The sequence below is a fragment of the Streptomyces sp. NPDC001717 genome (assembly GCF_042892775.1).
GTDB lineage: Bacteria > Actinomycetota > Actinomycetes > Streptomycetales > Streptomycetaceae > Streptomyces.
In genome coordinates, this window is the sequence record NZ_JBIAUK010000047.1 from 20708 (window position 1) to 40625 (window position 19918).

Sequence of the window (19918 nt, forward strand, 5' to 3'; positions counted from 1 at the left end):
GGATTGGAATCAGTCCCCGGAATCTACCGGATGGGTTCATGGGACAACGAGGCTCGGGTGTAAGGGACTTGGGGTCCGTGTCAGCTGTTGAGCTCCGCGAGCACCCGCAGGGTGTGGGGGTCCGGGGCGGTCAGGAGGAGATCGGTGACGGGGCCCTTGCGCCACAGTTCGAGGCGTTCGGCGATCCGCTCCCGGGGGCCGATCAGCGAGATCTCGTCGGCGAACGCGTCCGGGACGGCCAGCACCGCCTCCTCCTTGCGCCCGGCCAGGAACAGCTCCTGGATGCGGCGGGCCTCCTCCTCGTACCCCATGCGCGCCATGAGGTCGGCGTGGAAGTTGCGTGCCGCGTGCCCCATGCCGCCGATGTAGAAGCCGAGCATCGCCTTCACCGGCAGCAGTCCCTCGGCGACGTCGTCGCACACCTTGGCGCGGGCCATCGGCGCGATCATGAAGTCGTCGGGGAGGCCGGCGAGGGAGGCCTGGTAGACGTCCGTGCGGGTCGGCGACCAGTACAGCGGCAGCCAGCCGTCCGCGATCCGGGTGGTCTGCTCGATGTTCTTCGGCCCCTCCGCGCCCAGCAGCAGCGGCAGGTCCGCGCGCAGCGGGTGCGTGATGGGCTTGAGCGGCTTGCCGATGCCGGTGCCGTCGTCGCCGCGGTACGGGTGCTGGTGGAAGCGGCCCTCCAGGGTGACCGGGCCCTCGCGGCGCAGCACCTGCCGGATCACGTCGACGTACTCGCGGGTCGCGGTGAGCGGGCTCGCGGGGAAGGGGCGCCCGTACCAGCCCTCGACGACCTGCGGCCCGGACAGGCCGAGGCCCAGCATCATCCGGCCGCCGGAGAGGTGGTCCAGGGTGAGGGCGTGCATGGCGGTGGCGGTCGGGGTGCGGGCGGCCATCTGGGCGATGGCGGTTCCCAGGCGGATCCGCGAGGTGTGCGCGGCGATCCAGGTCAGCGGGGTGAAGGCGTCCGAGCCCCAGGCCTCGGCGGTCCACACCGAGTGGTAGCCGAGGTTCTCGGCCTCGGTGGCGAGGTCGAGGTGGTCCGGGTTGGGGCCGCGGCCCCAGTAGCCGAGTGCGAGTCCGAGGCGCATGTACGGTCCCCTCCGCGCTGCCGTTCCTACCGTTCCTGACGGGTCGTCAGGTGACTGTAGGGCAACGGCCCCCCGCCGGGAAGGGCGGGGGGCCGTCGGTGCGTGCGCGTGGGACCGGCCGGCTAGCCGCGCTGGATGCCCGAGGTGTCGTTCAGGACGCCGCGGCGGCCGTCCTGGGTCTGGGCGATCAGCGTGGAGGGGCCGCGCTGCTCGACGGCCAGGTACCAGGTGCCCGGCGCGAGTTCCGCGATCGGGTTCGGGGAGCCGTCCTCGGCGAAGAGGGGGCGGGCCACCGGGACCGCGAACCAGAACGGGGAGAAGTCCCCCTCCGGGGGCGGGGTGGGCGTGGCCGCCTGCTGCCCGGCGTCCTGCGGAGTGCCGCCGTACGGCGGGACCGGCTGCGGGGTGTTGCCGTAGGGCTGGCCCTGCTGGCCCTGGCCCTCGGGCGCGCCCGGGTAGCCGTACCCGACGCCGGGCTGGGGCTGGCCCCCGTACGGCGCGGGGGCGGCGGGGCGCGCCTCCGGCGTCAGCGGACCGGCCAGCGCCGGAACCTTGGCGCCGAACAGGGCCACGCCGGCCAGGGCCAGGGTGGCGATGAAGGAGAGGATCGCGCCCGGGCCCAGGTCGAGGATGGCCGGGCAGGTGAACAGCGCCCACAGCGAGGACCACGCCGCCGACACGGCGAGCACGGTGCCCCACGCGATCAGCGGCAGCCCCAGTACCTTGCGCTCCGGCTGGACGCGGCCGAAGACGAGCAGCCCGGCCGCGACGAAGCCGACCAGGAAGATGGTGGGCAGGGCGAGGCCGCCACCGTTCCACGCGCTCGGAAGGTCGCCGCCGGTGGCGGAGTAGAAATCGAGGAACGAGGCGATGAACAGCAGCGCCGCTGCTCCGATCACCACGCCGTCGCCTCGAGTGAGGGAGCGGATGTTCACGTCTTAGGTGTCCTTCTCGGTCTCGGTCGTCTCGTGGTGCCGCGGTCGCAGTACGGAGCGGGCGGGCGGCACCATGGTACGGAGGTTCCCCGCGGCGATCAGGATCGGGGCGGTGACCAAGTCCCGGCGGGACTCCCGAGAGGGCTACCCGCCGAGGAAGGCCACGATGCCGTCCGCGATGCCCTGGGCCGCCTTCTGGCGCCACTCCGGACTCGTCAGCTGCGCCGCGTCCTTGGCGTCACGCATGTTGCCGCATTCGATGAACACCTTGGGCCTGGTTGACAGGTTCAGTCCCCCGAGGTCGTCGCGGACGACCAAACCGGTGCCGTTGCCGAGATAGTTGGCGGGGTCGGATCCGGTGGTCCGGGCGAAGTTCGAGGCGATCCGTTCGCCGAGGGTCCGGGAGGGGCCGACGATCGGCGAGGTGTCGGCGTCGCCGCCCTTGACCCTGGCGGGGAGGATCACGTGGTAGCCCCGGTTGCCGGCCGAGACCCCGTCGGCGTGCACGGAGACGACGGCGTCCGCCTTCGCCTCGTTGCCGATGCGGGCGCGTTCGTCGATGCACGGACCCCAGGGGCGGTCGCCCTCGTGGGTGAGGACCACCTTGGCCCCCTGGGCCTCCAGTGCCGTGCGCAGGCGCTGCGAGACGTCGAAGGTGAACTCGGCTTCCATGTAGCCGGAGTTCGTGGTGGTGCCGGTGGTGTCGCACTCCTTGAGGTTCGTGCCGATGTCCACCTGCTGGTCGATCTCGTCGGTGTGCTTGAAGTTGCCGGTGTTGTGTCCGGGGTCGACGACGACCGTCTTCCCGGCCAGCGGACCCTTGGCGGGGGCCTTGGCGGGGGCGGAGGCCGGTTCCTCGGTCGGGGTGGCGGGCGCGGCGGCCGCCTTCGCGTCGTGGCGGCCCGGCCGGGCGGCGTCACCGGAACCGGACCCGGCTCCCGCCCCGGCGCCGGTCAGGACCTGGGTCAGCACCCACCCGGCCAGACAGGCCGGGGCGAGTGCGGCGACCCCTACGACCAGGGTGGACCGTCGGGCGTACCAGGGCCGCACCGCGGGGCCGGCCGGGGCCGAGGCGTCGGCGGGCTCGGCGGACTCGGAGGGCTGGGGGCTGTCGTCGTAGCGCACGCCGCGATGCTAGACCGGCGGCCCGGCCCGGTCCGTGTTCTGGGCCATTCGAGGGCGTGGTGCGCTTATATGCCCGGAACTGATCCGTTCGGCCCTGTTCACGTGTTCGCCCGTTCCCGGTTCGGGCGCCCCGCACCCGCCGGCCCGCCGTGGGGCGGAGCCGGTCAGATGCCCCCGCCGACGCGGCGCAGCACGCGCAGGGAATCCGTCACCGAGACCTCCTCGAAGGCGCCCGAGGCGAGAGCCCGCAGGTAGATCCGGTACGGGGCCTGGCCGCCGTCGGCCGGGTCGGGGAAGACGTCGTGGATGACGAGCGTCCCGCCCACGGCCACGTGCGGGGCCCAGCCCTCGTAGTCGCCGGTCGCGTGCTCGTCGGTGTGGCCGCCGTCGATGAAGACGAACCCGAGCGGTCCGCCCCACGCCGCCGCGACCTGCGGGGAGCGCCCCACGATCGCGATGACGTGGTCCTCCAGCCCCGCCTTGTGCAGGGTGCGGCGGAAGGTGGGCAAGGTGTCCATCAGCCCGATCTCCGGGTCCACGACCGTCGGGTCGTGGTACTCCCAGCCCGGCTGCTGCTCCTCGCTGCCCCGGTGGTGGTCGACGGTGATCGCCGCCACCCCGGCCTCGCGGGCCGCGTCGGCCAGCAGGATCGTGGAGCGCCCGCAGTACGTCCCGACCTCCAGCAGCGGCAGCCCGAGCGCGGCGGCCGCCGTCGCGGCCTCGTACAGGGCGAGGCCCTCGCCCACGGGCATGAACCCCTTGGCGGCCTCGAAGGCGGCGAGGGTCTCCGGCTTGGGGGTGGCGGCCATGGGTCCTCCGGGGGTGGGGCTGCGTGGTGGTGACGGTGGCGGCCCATGCTGCCCTACCGCCGGGTAGGGGTCCATGCCGGGGCCCGGCACACCGGCGGACCCGGCTCCGGGGGGGCCTCGCGGGCCGGTGGCCGGTCGCCGCCCCGCCCTTCGAAGCGGGCGCGAACAGCCTTTACCCTGAGGCGAGTTCGGCCGACCAAGCGGACTCACCGGGGGAATGGGCAGCATGGGCAGTGGGATCAGCGACGACCAGGACGACCGGCACGACGACGACGCCGATGGCGGCATCACACCGCTCGCGGCCGCGGATCCGAGCCGGATAGGACCGTACCTGCTGCTCGGCCGCCTCGGCGCCGGCGGCATGGGTCGGGTGTACCTGGCCCGGTCCGACGGCGGGCGGACCGTCGCCGTGAAGGTGGTGCACGAGGAGCACGTCTCGGACGCGCAGTTCCGGGCTCGTTTCCGGCGCGAGATCGACGCCGCCCGGCGGGTCGGCGAGCGGTACACCGCGCCCGTGATCGACGCGGACCCCGACGCCGACCGGCCCTGGGTGGCGACGGGGTACGTCCCCGGGCTCTCGCTGGAGCAGATCGTGCGCCGGCACGGCCCGCTGCCCGCGGACTCGGTGCACGCCCTCGCGGAGGGCCTGTTGTACGCCCTGGAGGACATCCACTCGGCCGGGATCGTGCACCGCGACCTCAAGCCGTCGAACGTGATGCTGACCGTCGAGGGCCCCCGCGTCATCGACTTCGGCATCTCGCGGGCGCTGGAGACCTCCGTCGAGTCGTTGCTGACCAGCACCGGCATGGTCGTCGGGTCGCCCGGGTTCATGTCGCCCGAGCAGGTCCGCGGGCAGCGCGCCGGGGCGAAGAGCGACGTGTTCACGCTCGGCTGCGTCCTCACGTACGCGGCCACGGGAAGGCTGCCGTTCGGGGCCGGTGCGAGCAACCAGCACGCCGTGATGTTCCAGATCGTGGAGGCCGAACCGGAGCTGGACGGGGTCGAGGACGAGGCCCTGCGCGCGCTCATCCGACGCTGCCTGGCCAAGGCCGTCGACGACCGGCCCGGAGTGGAGGAACTGCTGGAGGACCCGGAGCGGGTCCGTCCGGCGGCGCCCGGCGGGGCGTGGCTGCCGCCCCAGGTCGTCGCGCGACTGGCCCGGCAGGCGGCGCGGCTGCTCGACGCGGAGGCGGCGCCCCGGCGGGAGGCGGAGGCCGGGGCCGGTCCGGAGGCCGCCGACCGGGCGACGCTCGGGCTGCGCCCCGAGGACGGGTCCGAGGAGCCGGCCGCGGAGCCCGACGCGGAGCCCGCCGTCGTACCGGGTGCCGACGCGCCCCCGGGGCCGTCGGCCGTGGACGGCACCTCCGCGAGCGGGCGACGGGACCGCAGGCGGCGGTGGGCGGTCGTCGTGCCGGCCGTGTTCGTGATCACGATCGGCGGCGGCACGGTGGCCCTGATCCAGCCGTTCGGCGGTGAGGGGTCGCAGGCCGCGCCCCCGCCGAGCAGCGCGCCCGTGACGCCGGGGGCGGGCGGCGCCCCCTCCGCCGCGAGCGGCTCAGCGGCCCCGGGTACGCAGGCCCCGCAGAGCCCCGACGGCACGGCGCAGGGCGGCCAGGTCGGCGGCGCCGCGGACCCGGGCGGCACGGGCGCGCAGCAGGGCGGCGCGGCGGGCGCGGGGACACCGGGCGGCGCGGGCTCCCCGGGCGGGACCGGGAACGGCGCCGGCAAGGGCGCAGGAGGGGGCGGGGGCACCGGTACCGGCACCGGCGCCAGTACCGGCACCGGCGCCGGTCCGGGCGGTGGCAACGCGTCCGGCACCACCCCGGGCTCCACCCCGGGCGGCGCGGGTTCACCGAGTGGCGGCGGCTCCTCCGGTGGGGACGCCGTGCCCTCGTACTTCGCCGGCTCCTGGACGTACAAGGGCCAGTTCAACATCGACCAGCCGGTGACGGTGATCATCTCCCGGTCCGGGTCCGTCCGCCTGATCACCGAGTCCCAACTGGGTCACTGCGAGAACATGGCCAAGGTGGTGTCGGTGGGCGGCGGCGGGAGCCGGATCAACGTCGGCTCGGCGGCGGTCGACAAGAGCAAGTCGACGGGCAACTTCTGCGGCGCCCTGGACCCGTCGTTCTTCACGAAGAGCGAGCCGGCCGGGATCCAGCACAACGTGGGGCCCGCGCACGGCGACGGCTACTACTACGAACGCTCCTGATCCGGGCCGTTGTTGACGGTCTGTATGATCCGCAGCCGGAACCGGGGGAGAGGTTGCGGGACATGCAGAACCAGGAGTCGTCCGTGCCGGCCCGCGTGGGGCCGTTCCGGGTGGTGGGGGTGCTCGGGCAGGGCGGGATGGGCCGGGTGCTGCTCGGGGCGGCGCCCGACGGGCGGCTCGTCGCGGTCAAGGAGGTGCACGCCGAGCTGGCCGAGGACGACGGGTTCCGGGCGCGGTTCCGGCGGGAGGTGGACGCCTCGCGGAAGGTGTCCGGCGCCTACACCGCGCCCGTCGTCGACGCCGATCCGGACGCGGCGACACCGTGGCTGGCCTCGCAGTTCGTACCCGGCCCCACCCTGGCCGAAGCGGTGGCCGCCGGTCCGCTGCCCGAGGACGCGGTGCGCCGGCTGGCGGCCGGGCTGGCGCACGCGCTGGCCGACGTGCACGGCGCGGGGTTGATCCACCGGGACCTCAAGCCGTCCAACGTACTGCTCGCGGAGGACGGTCCGCGCGTGATCGACTTCGGCATCGTGCGCGCGGCCGGGGACCAGACGAAGATCACGCACACCGGGGCGCTGATCGGTTCGCCCGCCTTCATGGCGCCCGAGCAGGTGCTGGGGCAGGAGCTCACCCCGGCCGGCGACGTGTTCTCGCTCGGCGCCACCCTGGTCCTGGCCTGCACCGGGAGCGCGCCCTTCGCCGCGGCGTCCGTGCCCCGGCTGCTGCACGACGTCGTGTACGCCGAGCCCGACCTGTCCGCCGTACCGCCCTCCCTGCGCGGGATCATCGCGCCCTGCCTGGCGAAGGACCCGGCCGCCCGGCCGACCCCGCGTGAGCTGCTGGTGATGGTCGGAGCGGTGACGCCCGCCGCGCGGCCCTGGCCGGAGCCGGTGAACGCGCTGATCGCCGCCCAGCGGGGCCGCCTCGCCGGGCTGCTCGACGCACCGGCGCCGGAGCGGACCACCACCGGGCGGGCCGTGGGGTCGAGGCGTCGCCGACCCGGGCGGACCGGGCTGCTGGTCGCGGCGGGGCTGGTGGCGGCCCTGGTCGCGACCGGGCTGACCTTGGGGCGTCCGGTCGTCGACGAGGTCTTCCGCACGGTCGTGCCCGAGGAGGTGCCGACGCCGGGCGCGGTCCCGTTGTCCCAGGTCGCCGACGCGTACGCGGGCCCGCTCCCCAAGACCTGCGACGAGACCCGCGGCAAGGTGGCGGTCCCGGAAGGCTTCGAGGCCGCGCCCGGCACCAGCGGGGTCTTCGACACGCAGGGCGCGGACGGGACCCGGCATCCGCAGCTCACCTGCGTCTGGAACGACCGCTACGGCGACGAGATCTACGTCATCTGGGACCTCTACACCACCCGCTCCGGCGGCAGGACCGGCGCCGAGCAGGCGAAGCAGCACTACGAGGGCTTCTACATCCGCGGTGGCACGAGGCGTGACGCCGCCCTCGGGTTCGTCGAGGAGGGCATGTGGCTGAAGAAGACGAAGAAGGAGGACGGCTGCGTGCTGTACGCGCGTGATGTGAACCTGGAGCTCTTCCTCTCGCTCCAGGGCCCCGACCACCCGCCGGGTGCCGCCTGTGAGGACACCCTGCGCGGAGTGGCCCGGTCCGCCCCGGCACCGGTGGCCAAACGATGAGGCCGCTGAGGGACTCCGACCCGGCCGCCACCGGACCGTACCGGCTGCTCGCGGAGCTCGGCCGGGGCGGCATGGGCCGGGTGCTGCTCGGCGCCGCCCCCGACGGGCGGTTGGTCGCCGTCAAGCAGGTGCACGCCCGCTTCGCCGCCGACGACGCGTTCCGCGCCCGGTTCCGCCGTGAGGTCGACGCCTCCCGCAAGGTCTCCGGCGCCTACACCGCGGCCGTCATGGACGCCGACGCGGACGCGGCCACGCCCTGGCTGGCCTCGGTGTTCGTGTCCGGGCCCTCGCTGGGCGCGGCCGTGGAGGCCTCCGGCCCGCTTCCCGAGGAGACCGTACGGTGCCTCGCGGCCGGGCTGGCCACGGCCCTGATCGAGATCCATCGGGTCGGCCTGGTGCACCGGGACCTCAAGCCGGACAACGTGCTGCTCGCCGAGGACGGCGTCCGGGTCATCGACTTCGGGATCGCGCGGGCGGTCGAGGCCGGGGACGCCACCGAGCTGACGCAGACGGGTCTGGTGGTCGGCTCGCCCGCGTTCATGTCGCCCGAGCAGGCCGAGGGCGGGGAACTCACGCCGGCCTCCGACGTGTTCTCCCTCGGCTCGGTGCTCGCCCTGGCCGTCACCGGCCGCAGCCCCTTCGCCGGGACGTCCACCCTCCAGACGCTGTTCAACCTGGTGCACGCCGAGCCGGACCTGGGCGCCGTACCGCAGGGGGCGCTTCGTCGGGCCGTCGAGTGGTGCCTGGCCAAGGACCCGGCGGCCCGCCCGACCCCGGAGCGGTTGCTCGGGCTCCTGGGGCCGGTCGTCGCCGGGGCGGCCGGCGGCCGGCTGCCCGCCGTGCGGAGGATGATCGAGGCGCAGCGGGCGGAGATCGACCGGCTGCTGGCCGGCCCGGACCGTACGGCCGCCCCGCTGAGCACGGACAGTCCGCAGAGCCCGCAGAGCCCGCAGAGCCCGCGGAATCCGCAGCGCCCGCAGCCGCCGGTCTGGCTCCGGAAGCAGGCGGCGGCGGACGCGGTCCCGCCCACCGCTCCGCCCACCGCCCCGTACACGCAGGTCGTGGCCACGGAGTCGGGCCGCCGCCCCCGCAGGCCCGCCGTCCTCGCCCTCGCCGGGGTGCTCGCGGTCGCGGTCGTCGGGGGCGGTGCGTACTGGCTGACGAACGGGGACGCGTCGGCGGGCGGCTCCGGCGTGCCCGACAAGTACACGAAGTCGCCGGTCTGCGAGGAGGTGGCCGCGCGACTGCCGCTGCCCGCCGCCGACCGCCGGAAGGACAAGGACGTCCACGACGAGCGGCCTGAGGAGGCGAAGACGGACTGCGAGTGGCGCGGCGCCCCGTACGTGGTGGACGGCAAGAGCTACGAGCCGCAGGACCCGCACGCGCTCGTCGCGTGGGACCTGAAGCGCAGCACCGAGAGCAAGGGCAACGCCACGAAGATCCAACGCGAGGACTTCAGCGGCACCGACAAGGGCGAGACCCGCGAGACCGGCGTCGGTGTCGGTGACGCCGCCTTCTGGCGCGCGCACTGGTACCGGGAGAACTGCTCGCTCGTCGTCCGCGACGGCAACCTCGTCGTTCAGGTGGTCCTCTACGGGGACGAGCACCCGCCGGCGCGCTGCCAGGCCGATGCCAAGGAGATCGCCCGCGCGGCGGTGGCGGCCATGCCGGGCTGACGCCGGGGCCGGCCGTCGTGGAACACGTTCCGATCTGACCTTCCGTCAGAATGGAACGTGTTCTACTCTGCCGCGCATGGGCATCGGAATCACAGCGGAACAGCGGGAGTTGGCCGAAGCCGTACGCGGCTGGGCGGCGCGTGCCATGCCTCCCGAAGAGGTGCGCAAACTGCTCGACACCCCACCGCAGACCGGGACGCGACCCTCCTACTGGGACGCGATGGGCGCGCAGGGCCTGCTGGAGCCGCACCTGGAGGGCGGCACCCTGCTCGACCTGGCCGTCGTCGTCGAGGAGGCCGCCCGGAGCGCGCTGCCCGGGGCGTACCTGCCGAGCGCGCTGGCGTCCGTACTGCTGGACCGGGCCGGGGCCGAGCCGCTGGCCGGGCGGGTCGGGGCGGTCGCGCTCGGGCCCGGGACCCTGACGGCCGTCGCCGTCGAGGGCGGCGGCCACCTGCTCGACGGGCTCGCGCCGCCCGTGCTCGGCGCCGGCGAGGCCGACCTCGTGCTGCTCGCCGCCGAGGCCGCGCACGGCACCCGCTGGTTCGCCGTGGACGCCGCCGCGCTGGACGTCCGTACGCACGAGAGCGCCGACCCCACCCGGCCCACCGCCGAGGTGCACGCGCGCGGCGTCACCGTCGGCGCCGACCGGGTGCTGGAGCTGGACGCGGCCCTCGTGCGGGACCTGGCCTGCACGCTCTTCGCCGCCGACGCCTGCGGCACCGCCGCCTGGGCCCTGCACACGGCCGCCTCGTACGCGAAGGTCCGCGAGCAGTTCGGCCGGCCCATCGGGCAGTTCCAGGGCGTCAAGCACCTGTGCGCCGACATGCTCGTCCGCCTGGAGCAGGCCCGCGCCCTGGCCTGGGACGCCGCGAACGCGATGGACGAGCCCGCGGACGTGCGCTCCCTGGTCGCCGCGCTCGCCGCGGGCACCGCGCTGGACGCCGCGTACTCCTGCGCCAAGGACTGCATCCAGATCCTCGGCGGCATCGGCTTCACCTGGGAACACGACGCCCACCTCTACCTGCGGCGGGCGGTCGTCGCCCGCCAGCTGCTCGGCTCCGGCGACGGCCACCGCATCCGGGCCGTACGCCTCGCCGCGGGCGGGGCCCGGCGCGAACTGCGCCTCGAACTCCCCGCGGAGGCCGAGGATTACCGGGCACGGGCCCGCGCCGCCGTCGAGGACGCGCGCGGCCTCGACCCGGCCGCCGCGAGACGGATCCTGGCCCCGACCGGCTACGCCGCCCCCTACCTCCCGCCGCCCTACGGACTCGGCGCCGGCCCCGTCGAACAGCTCGTCGTCCAGCAGGAGATGCGGGCCGCCGGGGTCAGGGTCGCCGACCTCGGCATCGCCACCTGGGTCGTGCCCTCGCTCCTCGCCTACGGCACCGACGCGCAGCGCGAGACGTACGCACTGCCCACCCTGCGCGGCGAGCTGACCTGGTGCCAGCTCTTCTCCGAGCCCGGGGCGGGCTCCGACCTCGCCTCGCTGCGCACGAAGGCCGAGCGCACCGAGGAGGGTGGCTGGAGGATCAACGGGCAGAAGGTGTGGACGAGTTCCGCGCACACCGCCGACTACGGCATCCTGCTGGCCCGCACCGACCCCGACGCCCCCAAACACAAGGGGCTCGGCTACTTCGTCGTCGACATGAAGAACACCCCCGGCATCGACGTCCGCCCGCTCAAGGAGATCACCGGCGAGGCCCTCTTCAACGAGGTCTGGTTCGACGACGCGGTCCTCCCGGCCGACGCACTGGTCGGCGCGGCCGACGGCGGCTGGAAGGTCGCCCGCAACACCCTCGGCAACGAACGCGTCCACATGGCCGGCCTGATGAGCTTCGACACCGGCCTCGAAGCGCTCATCGCCCGCTCCGCCGACCTCGACGGGGCCCACCGCGCCCGGATCGGGGCGCTGGCCGCCGAGGCGCACGCGCTGGCCTGCATCGGGCTGCGGACCACCCTCCAGCAGGTGTCCGGGCTGGAGCCGGGCGCGGGCGCGTCCGTGCGCAAGCTCGTCCAGACCCCGCACCAGCAGCGGACCGCCGAGCTCACCCTCGAACTGCTGGGCCCCGCGGGCGCCGTACGGGAGGGGGCGGGGGAGCGGGCGGTGCACGGGATGCTCATGTCCCGCTGCCTGACCATCGCCGGGGGCACCACGCAGGTCCAGCTCAACGTCGTCGCCGAGCGCATCCTCGGCCTTCCCAGGGACTGAAGGGCAGTACAGACATGAAGTCGTACATCGTGGGCGTCGGCATGACGAAGTTCGAGAAGCCGGAGTCGCGGGACTGGCAGTACTGGGACATGGCGAAGGAGGCCGGGAGCGCGGCGCTCGCGGACGCGGGCGTGGACTACGGCCTGGTCGAGCAGGTGCCGGTCGGGTACTGCTTCCAGGCCTCCACGGCCGGCCAGCGGGCGGCGTACGAACTGGGGCTGAGCGGCGTCCCGGTCTACAACGTGAACAACAACTGCGCGACCGGCTCGACGGCGCTGATGATGGCGCGGCAGTTCGTCGAGGGCGGCATCAACGACTGCGTGCTGGCCCTGGGCTTCGAGAAGATGAAGAAGGGCGCGCTGGGCGGCGGCGCGGACGGCGGGGACTTCAAGACCTCGCCGGTGGCCCGCCACTACGGGATCATGGCGGCCGGGCACGGCTTCGAGATGTCCCCGCCCACCGCGCAGATCTTCGGCAACGCGGCGCGCGAGCACATGGAGCGGTACGGGACCACGGCCGCGCAGCTCGCGGCGGTCGGCGCCAAGAACCACCGGCACTCGGCGAACAACCCGAACGCGCAGTTCCAGGACGTGTACTCGGTCGAGGAGATCCTGGCGGCGAAGGAGATCCACTCCCCGCTGACCAAGCTCCAGTGCTCGCCGACCTCGGACGGCGCGGCGGCGGCGCTGGTGGTGTCGGAGCGGTTCGTCGTGCGGCACGGGCTGCACGACAAGGCGGTCGAGATCGTCGCCCAGTCGATGACCACGGACACGGACGCGTCCTTCTCCTCGGGCTCGTGCATCGACGTCGTCGGCAAGCCGATGTCGGCGGCGGCGGGGCGGCAGGTCTTCGAGGCGTCGGGCCTCGGCATCGAGGACGTGGACGTGATCGAGCTGCACGACTGCTTCTCCATCAACGAACTGCTCACGTACGAGGCGCTCGGCATGTGCGAGGAGGGCGCCGCCGGGAAGCTGGTGGAGAGCGGGGCGACGACGTACGGCGGGCGGTGGGTGGTGAACCCCTCCGGGGGCCTGATCTCCAAGGGCCACCCGCTGGGCGCGACGGGGCTGGCGCAGGCGGCGGAGCTCGTGTGGCAGCTGCGGGGGCAGGCCGGAGCCCGGCAGGTGGCCGGGGCGAGGGTGGGCCTGGCGCACAACATCGGGCTGGGCGGCGCGGCCGTCGTCACCCTCCTGCGGCGGGGATAGGAACGCGCTTTCGGGAACATGGGGGCGGAGCGTTAGGCTCCGCCCCCATGAGCGAGACGAGCGCAGTGTCCTTTGCCGCCACCGGCAGTCTGACCAGGGACGAGTACGACGAGGCCGCCAGGGCGGCGGGGCTGTTCCGGCGGGGCCGCGCCGTGGCCGCCCTCGGTACGGTCTTCCTCGCCGCGGCGGGCGTGACGCCGACCCCCACCGGGCTCACCGTGGACCCCGTCTCCCTCGGGATCGCGGTGGCGTACGGCCTCGTCGTGCTGCTGGTCCTGCCGCGGTGGGCGGTGGCCCGGGGCTTCCGCACCGGCCGGGGCTCCGAGGAGAAGCGGGTCGTGGTGGACGCCGCGGGCATCGAGGTGTTCCGCGGCGCGGAGTCGCAGCGGATCGGGTGGGACGAGGTGCGCTGGTACCACGAGACGCCCCGGCTGCACGTGTTCGTGGGCCGCTCGCGCCGCCGGACGTGTCTCGTGGCGCTGCCCAAGCGGCTGTTCACCGCTCCGGGCGAGAGCGACCTCCTCGCCGCGTTCGCGCACGCGCGCGCCGGCGACCGCTCGTAGGGCCCCAGCCCGTCCCTGCCCGGGTCAGAGCTTTTCGATGTCCTTGTGCACCACGTCGTTGCCGGGGTGGTCGGCGAGCAGGCGCACCTTGAGCGGGTGCCCGGCCGGTGCCTTGATGATCCGGTCCGGGTACTCGACCAGCTCGGTGCCGTTGCAGGAGGGCTCGCTGCTCAGGTTGGTCCATCCGTTCGGGCTGTCGGGGTCGTTCCACGACACCCAGGCGCAGTCGAGCTCGCCGCCGGTGATGTCCACGGAGATGATCCTGACCGAGTTCACCGCGCCGTCGACGCGCTCGTAGGTCACCGCCCCGATGTTGTGGTGGTGCCCCTTGCCGGCCTCCAGGGGGACCGAGAGGACCGGGCCGGCCGGGGTGTCGGCGGTGGCCGGGGCCGCGCCCGCGGCAAGGGTCGCGGCCACGAGCGCGGCGGTGGCGGACAGGGCGGATACGCGCATGATTCCGTCTCCAGTGACTAGGTCGAGGGAGACTCATCCTGGTCCACCATGTGGACGCGCGCTGCGGTGGAATCCGTCAACTTCCGGCCGGGAAAGCGTGGTTGAGCCCCCGGCCCGGGAGCTTCCGTACCCGTCCCCGGCCGTCGGCCCCGCCCCCGGCCGGGCCGCGGTCAGCGGGCTGCCGGCTTCAGCCGGCAGCGGCCGTCCACGCATGCGCGCTCCAGCCGCCCCTGCGAGAGGGTCTGGGCCAGCCCGATCGCCCAGCACATCGGACACCCGCGCAGGGCGAGCAGGCCCACGGGTGCCAGGAGCAGCGCCACCGGGCCCACGAGCGGGAGGAGGGCGAGAGCGCCGATCAGGGAGCCGAAGCCGATCGCGCCCCGCACCACGTGCCGTGTCAGGGTGGCGCTCGCGTAGTCGTCGCCGTCAGTGATCCGTGTGGTCATGGCTGCCTCCGGGAGCGGTGTGCAGGGCGTGCTGCACCGCCGCGCGGGCGCGGTGCAGCCGGGACTTCATCGCCGGGGTGCCGAGCCCCAGCGCATCGGCGGTCGCGCGGCCGCTCAGACCCTGGACGTCCCGCATGATCAGCACCCTGCGCTGGTCCTCGGGCAGCGCGGCCACCGCCGCCGCCACCCGGGCCGCCTCCAGGCGCAGCACCACCTCGTCCTCGGCGGACATCACCCGCTCCTCCGGTACCGCCCCGGGCCCTCGCGGGATCGCGGCGCGGGCCCGCCGCAGGCACTCGTTGCGGACGATGCGGAACATCCACGAGGCCAGCGCGCCCGATGCCCTCAGCATCCCGATCTTGCGGTACAGGATGATCAGCGCTTCCTGTGCCGCGTCCTCGGCGTCCTCGGGGGAGGCGCACAGCGAGTGGGCGAAACGGCGTACGTGCGGGTGCGAGCCGGACACCAGCGCGGTGATCGACTCGACGTCTCCGCGCTGCGCGGCCGCGACCAGCGTCGCGCCCGGCCAGGACGGGTCAGCCACGGGCCCGGCCCCGCTTGCGCAGGACGACGGCCGTGCAGGTGCAGAGCAGTACGAGTGCGACGGCTCCGGCGATGACGTAGATCACTGCGACCTCCAGGTCGTGCGGGTGCGTGCCGGCCTTGTCGTCGGCACACACACAAGAGGCGGGAGGGCCGGAAAAGGATTCACCCCAGGACCGGGTCGATCACCGTTTCGCCCATCGAGGCCCGCCGGATGGAATCGGCCAGTTCCTCCAGCGGCCCGTCCCGCAGCACCAGCCCCGCCGCGCCGGCGGCGAGCACCGCTTCGGCCAGGCCCGGATGGGCCGAGCCCGTCATGACCAGGACCCGGCACTCCGGGTCGTCCGCGAGGATCGCCGAGACGGTGGCGACCTCCTCCACCAGCGCCACCGCCGGACGCGCCGTCAGGTCCCGTACGACCTCGATGTCCGGCTGGAGGCCGAGCCGCAGCGCCAGGGCCGGATCGGGGGGATCCAGCAGGACCCGCAGGGACCGGACGGGGCGGTGGTTCACGGGCATTTCGCTCACGCCGGAAGAGTAACTGACGTGGAGTCAGCACATGGGGTCAGCGCTCTTCCCAACTGCTGGGGCGTGCGTTATACATTCCCTCACCGGTCCTAGAACGCGTTCTAAAACCGGTCCGCATGCGACCTCGGTGCGGCCGACGGTGCGGACGGCCGCACCGAGGTCTTCCATGAAGAACCAAGAACAGGGAGCAGCATCCTCATGCCGATCGATGCCGCCAGGGCCCTCGCCGCCGACCCCCGCACGGGGGACATCGGCTGGGACCACAAGGACATCCAGCTCTACCACCTCGGCCTCGGCGCGGGCGCCGCGCGCGGCGGGCAGAGCCTGGCGACCGACCCCGACGAGCTGCGCTACACCCTCGAATCCAAGCTGCACGTGCTGCCCAGCTTCGCGACCGTCGCCGGCGCCGGAATGGCCATGCTGGGCGGCCTGTCCGCCCCCGGCATCGACGTCAACCTCGCCATGGTCCTGCACGGCGGCCACTCCATCCGGCTGCACCGGCCCATCCCCGTCAAGGGGCAGGCCACCTCGACCTCCAAGGTCGCCGCCGTCTACGACAAGGGCAAGGCCGCCGTCATCGTGCTGCGCTCCGAGGTCGAGGACGCCGACGGACCGCTGTGGACGAGCGACGCGCAGATCTTCGTACGGGGAGAGGGCGGCTTCGGCGGCGAGCGCGGGCCCTCCGCCAAGGAGGAACTGCCCGAGCGCGCCCCCGACCGCGTGGAGGAGCGGCACATCCGGGACGACCAGGCGCTGCTCTACCGGCTCTCCGGCGACTGGAACCCGCTCCACGCCGACCCCGAGTTCGCCAAGCTCGGCGGCTTCGACAAGCCCATCCTGCACGGCCTGTGCTCGTACGGGATGACCCTCAAGGCCGTCGTCGACACGGCGCTCGGCGGGGACGTCTCCCGCGTCCGCGCCTACCGCACGCGCTTCGCCGGGATCGTCTTCCCGGGCGAGACGCTGCGCCTGCGGATGTGGCAGGAGCCCGGCCGGGTCCTGGTGTCGGTGACCGCCGTCGAACGGGACGACGCGCCGGTCCTCGCCGACACCGTCGTCGAACACGCGTAATCCAGACCCGTAGGACCTGTAGAAGGAGCCGCACCGTGCGCGCAGCACTCCAGAGCGAGATAGGCCAGGACAAGCTCGAGGTCGTCGACGACATGGAGGCCGTGGGCTTCGGCCCCGGCAAGGTCAGGATCCGCATCAAGGCCACCGGTCTGTGCCACTCGGACCTGTCCGCGATGAGCGGCGTACTGCCCCAGCCCGCCCCCTTCATCCCCGGCCACGAGGGCTCCGGTGTGATCGTGGACGTCGGCGACGGGGTCACGAGCCACACCATCGGCGACCGCGTCCTCGTCTGCTGGCTGCCGCCGTGCGGCCACTGTCCCGCCTGCAAGCGGAGCCAGGGGCACCTGTGCCTGGAGGCCTTCGGGAACGTGGCCACCCCCAACTTCAAGCGGGCGGCCACCGAGATCTTCGGCTTCGCCGGCACCGGCACCTTCTCCGAGGAGATGGTCGTACCGGCCGCGTGCGCCATTCCGATCCCCGACGACGTGCCCTTCGACATCGCCGCCCTCATCGGCTGCGGGGTCACCACCGGTCTCGGCGCGGCCATCAACACCGCCAAGGTCGAGGCCGGCGCCTCGGTCGCCGTCATCGGCTGCGGCGGCGTCGGCATCTCCGTCATCCAGGGCGCCAAGGTCCAGGGCGCGGCGCAGATCATCGCCGTCGACCCGGTGGAGTCCCGGCGCGAGGCGGCCCTGAGGTTCGGGGCCACGGAGGCCGTCGCGCCCGACGCCTTCGACGACGCCAAGAACCGCATCACCGGCGGCGAGGGCTTCGACTACGTCTTCGAGGTCGTCGGCAAGTCCGCCACCGCGCAGACCGCCTACAAGATGACCCGGCGCGGCGGCAGCGTCGTCATCGTCGGCGCGGGCGCGCTCGACGACAACTACCAGGTCGACATGTTCTCGCTCTTCTTCGACGAGAAGAAGATCCTCCCGTCGATGTACGGCGGCGGGGACGTGCTCCGCTCCTACGACCGCACGATCGCCCTGTGGCGGGCCGGCCGGGTGGACCTGGAGAGCCTGATCACGCACCGGGTGCAGCTCGCCGAGATCAACGACGCGCTGGACCAGATGCGCACCGGCGTCGCCCTGCGCACCTGCATCGAAATCTGACCCGTTCTGCCAACTCCGAGGGGAACCGTACGGATGTCACTGCCACTTGAGGGACTCTCCGCGATCGTCACGGGCGCGGGCCGCGGGCTCGGCCGGGCCGAGGCGATCGAGCTCGCGCGGCTCGGCGCGGGCGTGGTCGTCAACGACTTCGGGCAGCCGGGCCGTGACGGCTCCGGGGAGGCCTCGGCCGCCCCGGCGGAGGAGGTGGCCGAGGAGATCCGTGCGGCGGGCGGCCGGGCGGTGGCGCACCTGGGCGACGTGGCCGACTTCGAGCAGGCCCGCGAGCTGGTCGACCTGGCGGTCGCCACCTTCGGGAAGCTCGACGTCCTGGTCAACAACGCGGGCATCCTGCGCGACCGGATGGTCTTCTCGATGTCGGAGGACGAGTGGGACTCGGTGATCCGGGTCCACCTCAAGGGCCACTTCAACACCACCCACTTCGCGTCCGTGCACTGGCGCGAGCGGTCGAAGGCGGCCGGCGGCCCGGTCTACGGCCGGATCGTCAACACCTCCTCCGAGGCCTTCCTCGGCGGCTCGGCAGGCCAGCCGAACTACGCGGCGGCCAAGGGCGGCATCGTGGGCCTGACCACCTCCACCGCCCTGGCCCTCGCGAAGTACGGGGTGACGGCCAACGCCATCTGCCCGCGCGCCCGGACCCGGATGACGGAGGACGTCTTCGCCGGCTTCCAGGTCCCGGAGGAGGGCAAGCTCGACGCCCTCGCCCCCGAGCACGTCTCCCCGCTCGTCGGCTACCTGGCCTCACCGGCCTCGGCGAAGGCCAATGGCCAGCTGTTCGTCGTGCACGGCGGGATCGTGGTCGTGATGGAACGCCCCAAGGTGGCTGCCAAGTTCGACACGTCGAAGGAGGCCTTCTCCTTCGAGGAGCTGGACGAGCTGCTCACCCCGCACTACGACTCCCGCCCCGCGAACGAGACCTTCGCGGCGGCCGAGGTCCTCGGCCTCAAGCACGGCTAGGCGGTCGGTCCGGCCGTCCGCCGGTCCACTGCCCCGCGGCCCCGCCGTGGCTCCCGGTGTCCCCGGGGCTACAGCGGGGCCTGCTGCAGTGGTACCGGGCGGGGTGCCGCGGGCGTGGGGGGCGGCGGGTCCAGGTGGATCCGTGGGGGAGGGGGCGGCGGCAGGGCCATCCCGAGGATCCCGCAGGGCGCCTGCGGCGTCGCGTACGGGAGGTGCAGGCGGCCCTCCGGCGTCCACAGGCCCGTCCCGCCGAGCCAGCCGGCCGGGCCGCCGAGCCGGAAGACGTGCCGGTCGGCGGGACGCCACAGGGCGATCCCGGCCTCGCCCACCCGCAGCGCGACCCCGCAGCTCTCCGGCATCAGCGCCTGGCCCGGCTGCACCGCGAACGGGGTCGTCTCCTCGTCCAGCCGCAGGCACTCCGGGAAGCGCACCGGACGGGTGCTGCCCAGCACCCCCCACCCCAGGCGCGGTTCGCCCGGAGCGTCGGAGCGGATCAGCAGCAGCCCGCTGTCCGAGTCGGCCAGCAGCAGCCGGTCCTCGCTGTCCTCGGTGATCTGGAGCAGCGGCGAGACCTCGCCGCCCCGCCCCAGGTCCACCGCGACGGCCTTGACGGTGCCCTCCAGCTCCCGGTCCAGGGCCAGCATCCGGCCCGCCCGGTCCAGCCAGACCCCGCCGGAGCACCGGCCGGGAACGCTCGCCACCGGGGCGAAGGGGCCGCCCGCCACCTGCCACACCGTCGTCTCGGTGTCCGTCACGGCCAGGGCGAAGGCGGCGAGCCCGTCCGGGCACGGCGCGAGCAGCCGCACCCGCAGCCCTTCCTCCGCCTCCACCGTTCCGAGCCGGAGCTCCCCGGTCCGGGGCCCGGCCTCGGCCCCCGTCGGGTACAGCAGCGCGAAGGCGTGCCGCTCCGCGACCCGGCGGTGGATCAGCACCCGCCCGTCCGTCAGCGCGAGCACCTCGCTGTCGGCCTCCTCGGGCTGCGCGAGCGGCAGCGGCACCGCATACGCCTCGGACCCGGACAGGGTCCAGCGCTCGGCGTAGTACGCCTCGCCCTCTCCGGCGAGCCGGGCGGCGTACGAACCGTCCACGGTGATCCTGAACGGAGCCGTGGTCGTCACATCGATGGCGCAGACGGTCATCTGGGCCCTCACCTCCGACGAGGAAGCTAGTTTTCGCACCTCCCGCCGGACGGCACCGCCAACTCCGCTTCACACATACGGGTGTCCGGTCGCCGATTCGCCTGTGGCGGAGGTGATGGTTGTGCTGTGCGACGTGTCGACGGCGGTGCGGACGGGGCGGCCGGGCCGGGCAGGTGGTTCTCCTGACGG

General features: G+C 73.8%; 19 protein-coding genes. 9 read left to right on the top strand and 10 right to left on the bottom strand.

Going from position 1 to position 19918, the window contains the following annotated elements; all coding sequences use genetic code 11:
- Window positions 1–80 precede the first annotated feature (80 nt).
- The 4 genes from ACFYZL_RS38380 to ACFYZL_RS38395 all read right to left on the bottom strand — a co-directional run bounded on the left by ACFYZL_RS38380 (window position 81) and on the right by ACFYZL_RS38395 (window position 3960).
- Window positions 81–1091 (bottom strand): LLM class F420-dependent oxidoreductase, encoded by a 1011-nt coding sequence (locus ACFYZL_RS38380; RefSeq protein ID WP_384755788.1) that lies wholly within the window; start codon window positions 1089–1091, stop codon window positions 81–83.
- A gap of 122 nt (window positions 1092–1213) precedes the next feature.
- Window positions 1214–2026: a hypothetical protein gene (locus ACFYZL_RS38385; protein WP_388685597.1), complete on the bottom strand. Its 813-nt coding sequence runs from the start codon at window positions 2024–2026 to the stop codon at window positions 1214–1216.
- A gap of 144 nt (window positions 2027–2170) precedes the next feature.
- Window positions 2171–3151, bottom strand: coding sequence for an N-acetylmuramoyl-L-alanine amidase (locus ACFYZL_RS38390; protein WP_384755782.1), 981 nt, complete (start codon window positions 3149–3151; stop codon window positions 2171–2173).
- 164 nt (window positions 3152–3315) lie between these two features.
- On the bottom strand, window positions 3316–3960 hold the full coding sequence (locus ACFYZL_RS38395) for a class I SAM-dependent methyltransferase (protein ID WP_384755779.1): 645 nt from the start codon (window positions 3958–3960) through the stop codon (window positions 3316–3318).
- Window positions 3961–4186: 226 nt separating this feature from the next.
- Between ACFYZL_RS38395 and ACFYZL_RS38400 the strand changes: the two genes are divergently transcribed.
- From ACFYZL_RS38400 to ACFYZL_RS38425, 6 genes are all read left to right on the top strand, one after another.
- Window positions 4187–6172, top strand: coding sequence for a serine/threonine-protein kinase (locus ACFYZL_RS38400; RefSeq protein ID WP_388685601.1), 1986 nt, complete (start codon window positions 4187–4189; stop codon window positions 6170–6172).
- Window positions 6173–6234: 62 nt separating this feature from the next.
- On the top strand, window positions 6235–7809 hold the full coding sequence (locus ACFYZL_RS38405; RefSeq protein ID WP_388685604.1) for a serine/threonine-protein kinase: 1575 nt from the start codon (window positions 6235–6237) through the stop codon (window positions 7807–7809).
- Window positions 7806–9485: a serine/threonine-protein kinase gene (locus ACFYZL_RS38410; RefSeq protein WP_388685606.1), complete on the top strand. Its 1680-nt coding sequence runs from the start codon at window positions 7806–7808 to the stop codon at window positions 9483–9485. The genes ACFYZL_RS38405 and ACFYZL_RS38410 overlap by 4 nt, the downstream gene beginning before the upstream one ends.
- A gap of 76 nt (window positions 9486–9561) precedes the next feature.
- Window positions 9562–11694 carry an acyl-CoA dehydrogenase gene (locus tag ACFYZL_RS38415; protein WP_388685608.1) on the top strand — a complete coding sequence of 711 codons (2133 nt, stop codon included), beginning with the start codon at window positions 9562–9564 and terminating at the stop codon, window positions 11692–11694.
- Between the two features lie 14 nt (window positions 11695–11708).
- The gene (locus ACFYZL_RS38420) at window positions 11709–12899 is read left to right on the top strand and encodes a lipid-transfer protein (RefSeq protein WP_384748028.1); all 1191 of its coding nucleotides are present in this window, start codon (window positions 11709–11711) and stop codon (window positions 12897–12899) included.
- A 47-nt stretch (window positions 12900–12946) separates the two neighbouring features.
- Window positions 12947–13462, top strand: coding sequence for a YcxB family protein (locus ACFYZL_RS38425; RefSeq protein ID WP_384748031.1), 516 nt, complete (start codon window positions 12947–12949; stop codon window positions 13460–13462).
- A gap of 24 nt (window positions 13463–13486) precedes the next feature.
- Here ACFYZL_RS38425 and ACFYZL_RS38430 read toward each other — a convergent pair whose 3' ends face one another.
- The 5 genes from ACFYZL_RS38430 to ACFYZL_RS38450 all read right to left on the bottom strand — a co-directional run bounded on the left by ACFYZL_RS38430 (window position 13487) and on the right by ACFYZL_RS38450 (window position 15423).
- The gene (locus tag ACFYZL_RS38430) at window positions 13487–13915 is read right to left on the bottom strand and encodes a hypothetical protein (protein ID WP_384748033.1); all 429 of its coding nucleotides are present in this window, start codon (window positions 13913–13915) and stop codon (window positions 13487–13489) included.
- Window positions 13916–14085: 170 nt separating this feature from the next.
- Window positions 14086–14361 carry a hypothetical protein gene (locus ACFYZL_RS38435; RefSeq protein WP_384748036.1) on the bottom strand — a complete coding sequence of 92 codons (276 nt, stop codon included), beginning with the start codon at window positions 14359–14361 and terminating at the stop codon, window positions 14086–14088.
- The gene (locus ACFYZL_RS38440; RefSeq protein WP_388685611.1) at window positions 14342–14905 is read right to left on the bottom strand and encodes an RNA polymerase sigma factor; all 564 of its coding nucleotides are present in this window, start codon (window positions 14903–14905) and stop codon (window positions 14342–14344) included. The genes ACFYZL_RS38435 and ACFYZL_RS38440 overlap by 20 nt, the downstream gene beginning before the upstream one ends.
- On the bottom strand, window positions 14898–15041 hold the full coding sequence (locus tag ACFYZL_RS38445; protein WP_384748042.1) for a hypothetical protein: 144 nt from the start codon (window positions 15039–15041) through the stop codon (window positions 14898–14900). Before ACFYZL_RS38445 ends, ACFYZL_RS38440 begins: the two co-directional genes overlap by 8 nt.
- A gap of 28 nt (window positions 15042–15069) precedes the next feature.
- Window positions 15070–15423 carry a DNA-binding response regulator gene (locus ACFYZL_RS38450; RefSeq protein ID WP_384748082.1) on the bottom strand — a complete coding sequence of 118 codons (354 nt, stop codon included), beginning with the start codon at window positions 15421–15423 and terminating at the stop codon, window positions 15070–15072.
- 207 nt (window positions 15424–15630) lie between these two features.
- Here ACFYZL_RS38450 and ACFYZL_RS38455 point away from each other — a divergent pair, with 207 nt between their 5' ends.
- From ACFYZL_RS38455 to ACFYZL_RS38465, 3 genes are read left to right on the top strand one after another with little or no spacing between them, the layout of a single operon-like run.
- Window positions 15631–16503 (top strand): MaoC/PaaZ C-terminal domain-containing protein, encoded by an 873-nt coding sequence (locus ACFYZL_RS38455; RefSeq protein WP_388685614.1) that lies wholly within the window; start codon window positions 15631–15633, stop codon window positions 16501–16503.
- 35 nt (window positions 16504–16538) lie between these two features.
- Window positions 16539–17615 (top strand): Zn-dependent alcohol dehydrogenase, encoded by a 1077-nt coding sequence (locus tag ACFYZL_RS38460; protein WP_384748048.1) that lies wholly within the window; start codon window positions 16539–16541, stop codon window positions 17613–17615.
- 33 nt (window positions 17616–17648) lie between these two features.
- Window positions 17649–18590, top strand: a complete 942-nt coding sequence (locus ACFYZL_RS38465; protein WP_388685617.1) for a 3-oxoacyl-ACP reductase — start codon at window positions 17649–17651, stop codon at window positions 18588–18590.
- Between the two features lie 68 nt (window positions 18591–18658).
- Here ACFYZL_RS38465 and ACFYZL_RS38470 read toward each other — a convergent pair whose 3' ends face one another.
- Window positions 18659–19729 (bottom strand): hypothetical protein, encoded by a 1071-nt coding sequence (locus ACFYZL_RS38470; RefSeq protein WP_384748054.1) that lies wholly within the window; start codon window positions 19727–19729, stop codon window positions 18659–18661.
- Between the last annotated feature and the right edge of the window lie 189 nt (window positions 19730–19918).

Bases quoted from the DNA above. Each gene is read 5' to 3' on its own strand.
- ACFYZL_RS38435 (WP_384748036.1), bottom strand. From the start codon at position 14,361: ATGACCACACGGATCACTGACGGCGACGACTACGCGAGCGCCACCCTG.
- ACFYZL_RS38380 (WP_384755788.1), bottom strand. From the start codon at position 1,091: ATGCGCCTCGGACTCGCACTCGGCTACTGGGGCCGCGGCCCCAACCCG.
- ACFYZL_RS38400 (WP_388685601.1), top strand. From the start codon at position 4,187: ATGGGCAGTGGGATCAGCGACGACCAGGACGACCGGCACGACGACGAC.
- ACFYZL_RS38420 (WP_384748028.1), top strand. From the start codon at position 11,709: ATGAAGTCGTACATCGTGGGCGTCGGCATGACGAAGTTCGAGAAGCCG.
- ACFYZL_RS38415 (WP_388685608.1), top strand. From the start codon at position 9,562: ATGGGCATCGGAATCACAGCGGAACAGCGGGAGTTGGCCGAAGCCGTA.
- ACFYZL_RS38455 (WP_388685614.1), top strand. From the start codon at position 15,631: ATGCCGATCGATGCCGCCAGGGCCCTCGCCGCCGACCCCCGCACGGGG.
- ACFYZL_RS38405 (WP_388685604.1), top strand. From the start codon at position 6,235: ATGCAGAACCAGGAGTCGTCCGTGCCGGCCCGCGTGGGGCCGTTCCGG.
- ACFYZL_RS38430 (WP_384748033.1), bottom strand. From the start codon at position 13,915: ATGCGCGTATCCGCCCTGTCCGCCACCGCCGCGCTCGTGGCCGCGACC.
- ACFYZL_RS38395 (WP_384755779.1), bottom strand. From the start codon at position 3,960: ATGGCCGCCACCCCCAAGCCGGAGACCCTCGCCGCCTTCGAGGCCGCC.
- ACFYZL_RS38465 (WP_388685617.1), top strand. From the start codon at position 17,649: ATGTCACTGCCACTTGAGGGACTCTCCGCGATCGTCACGGGCGCGGGC.
- ACFYZL_RS38425 (WP_384748031.1), top strand. From the start codon at position 12,947: ATGAGCGAGACGAGCGCAGTGTCCTTTGCCGCCACCGGCAGTCTGACC.
- ACFYZL_RS38470 (WP_384748054.1), bottom strand. From the start codon at position 19,729: ATGACCGTCTGCGCCATCGATGTGACGACCACGGCTCCGTTCAGGATC.
- ACFYZL_RS38410 (WP_388685606.1), top strand. From the start codon at position 7,806: ATGAGGCCGCTGAGGGACTCCGACCCGGCCGCCACCGGACCGTACCGG.
- ACFYZL_RS38450 (WP_384748082.1), bottom strand. From the start codon at position 15,423: ATGCCCGTGAACCACCGCCCCGTCCGGTCCCTGCGGGTCCTGCTGGAT.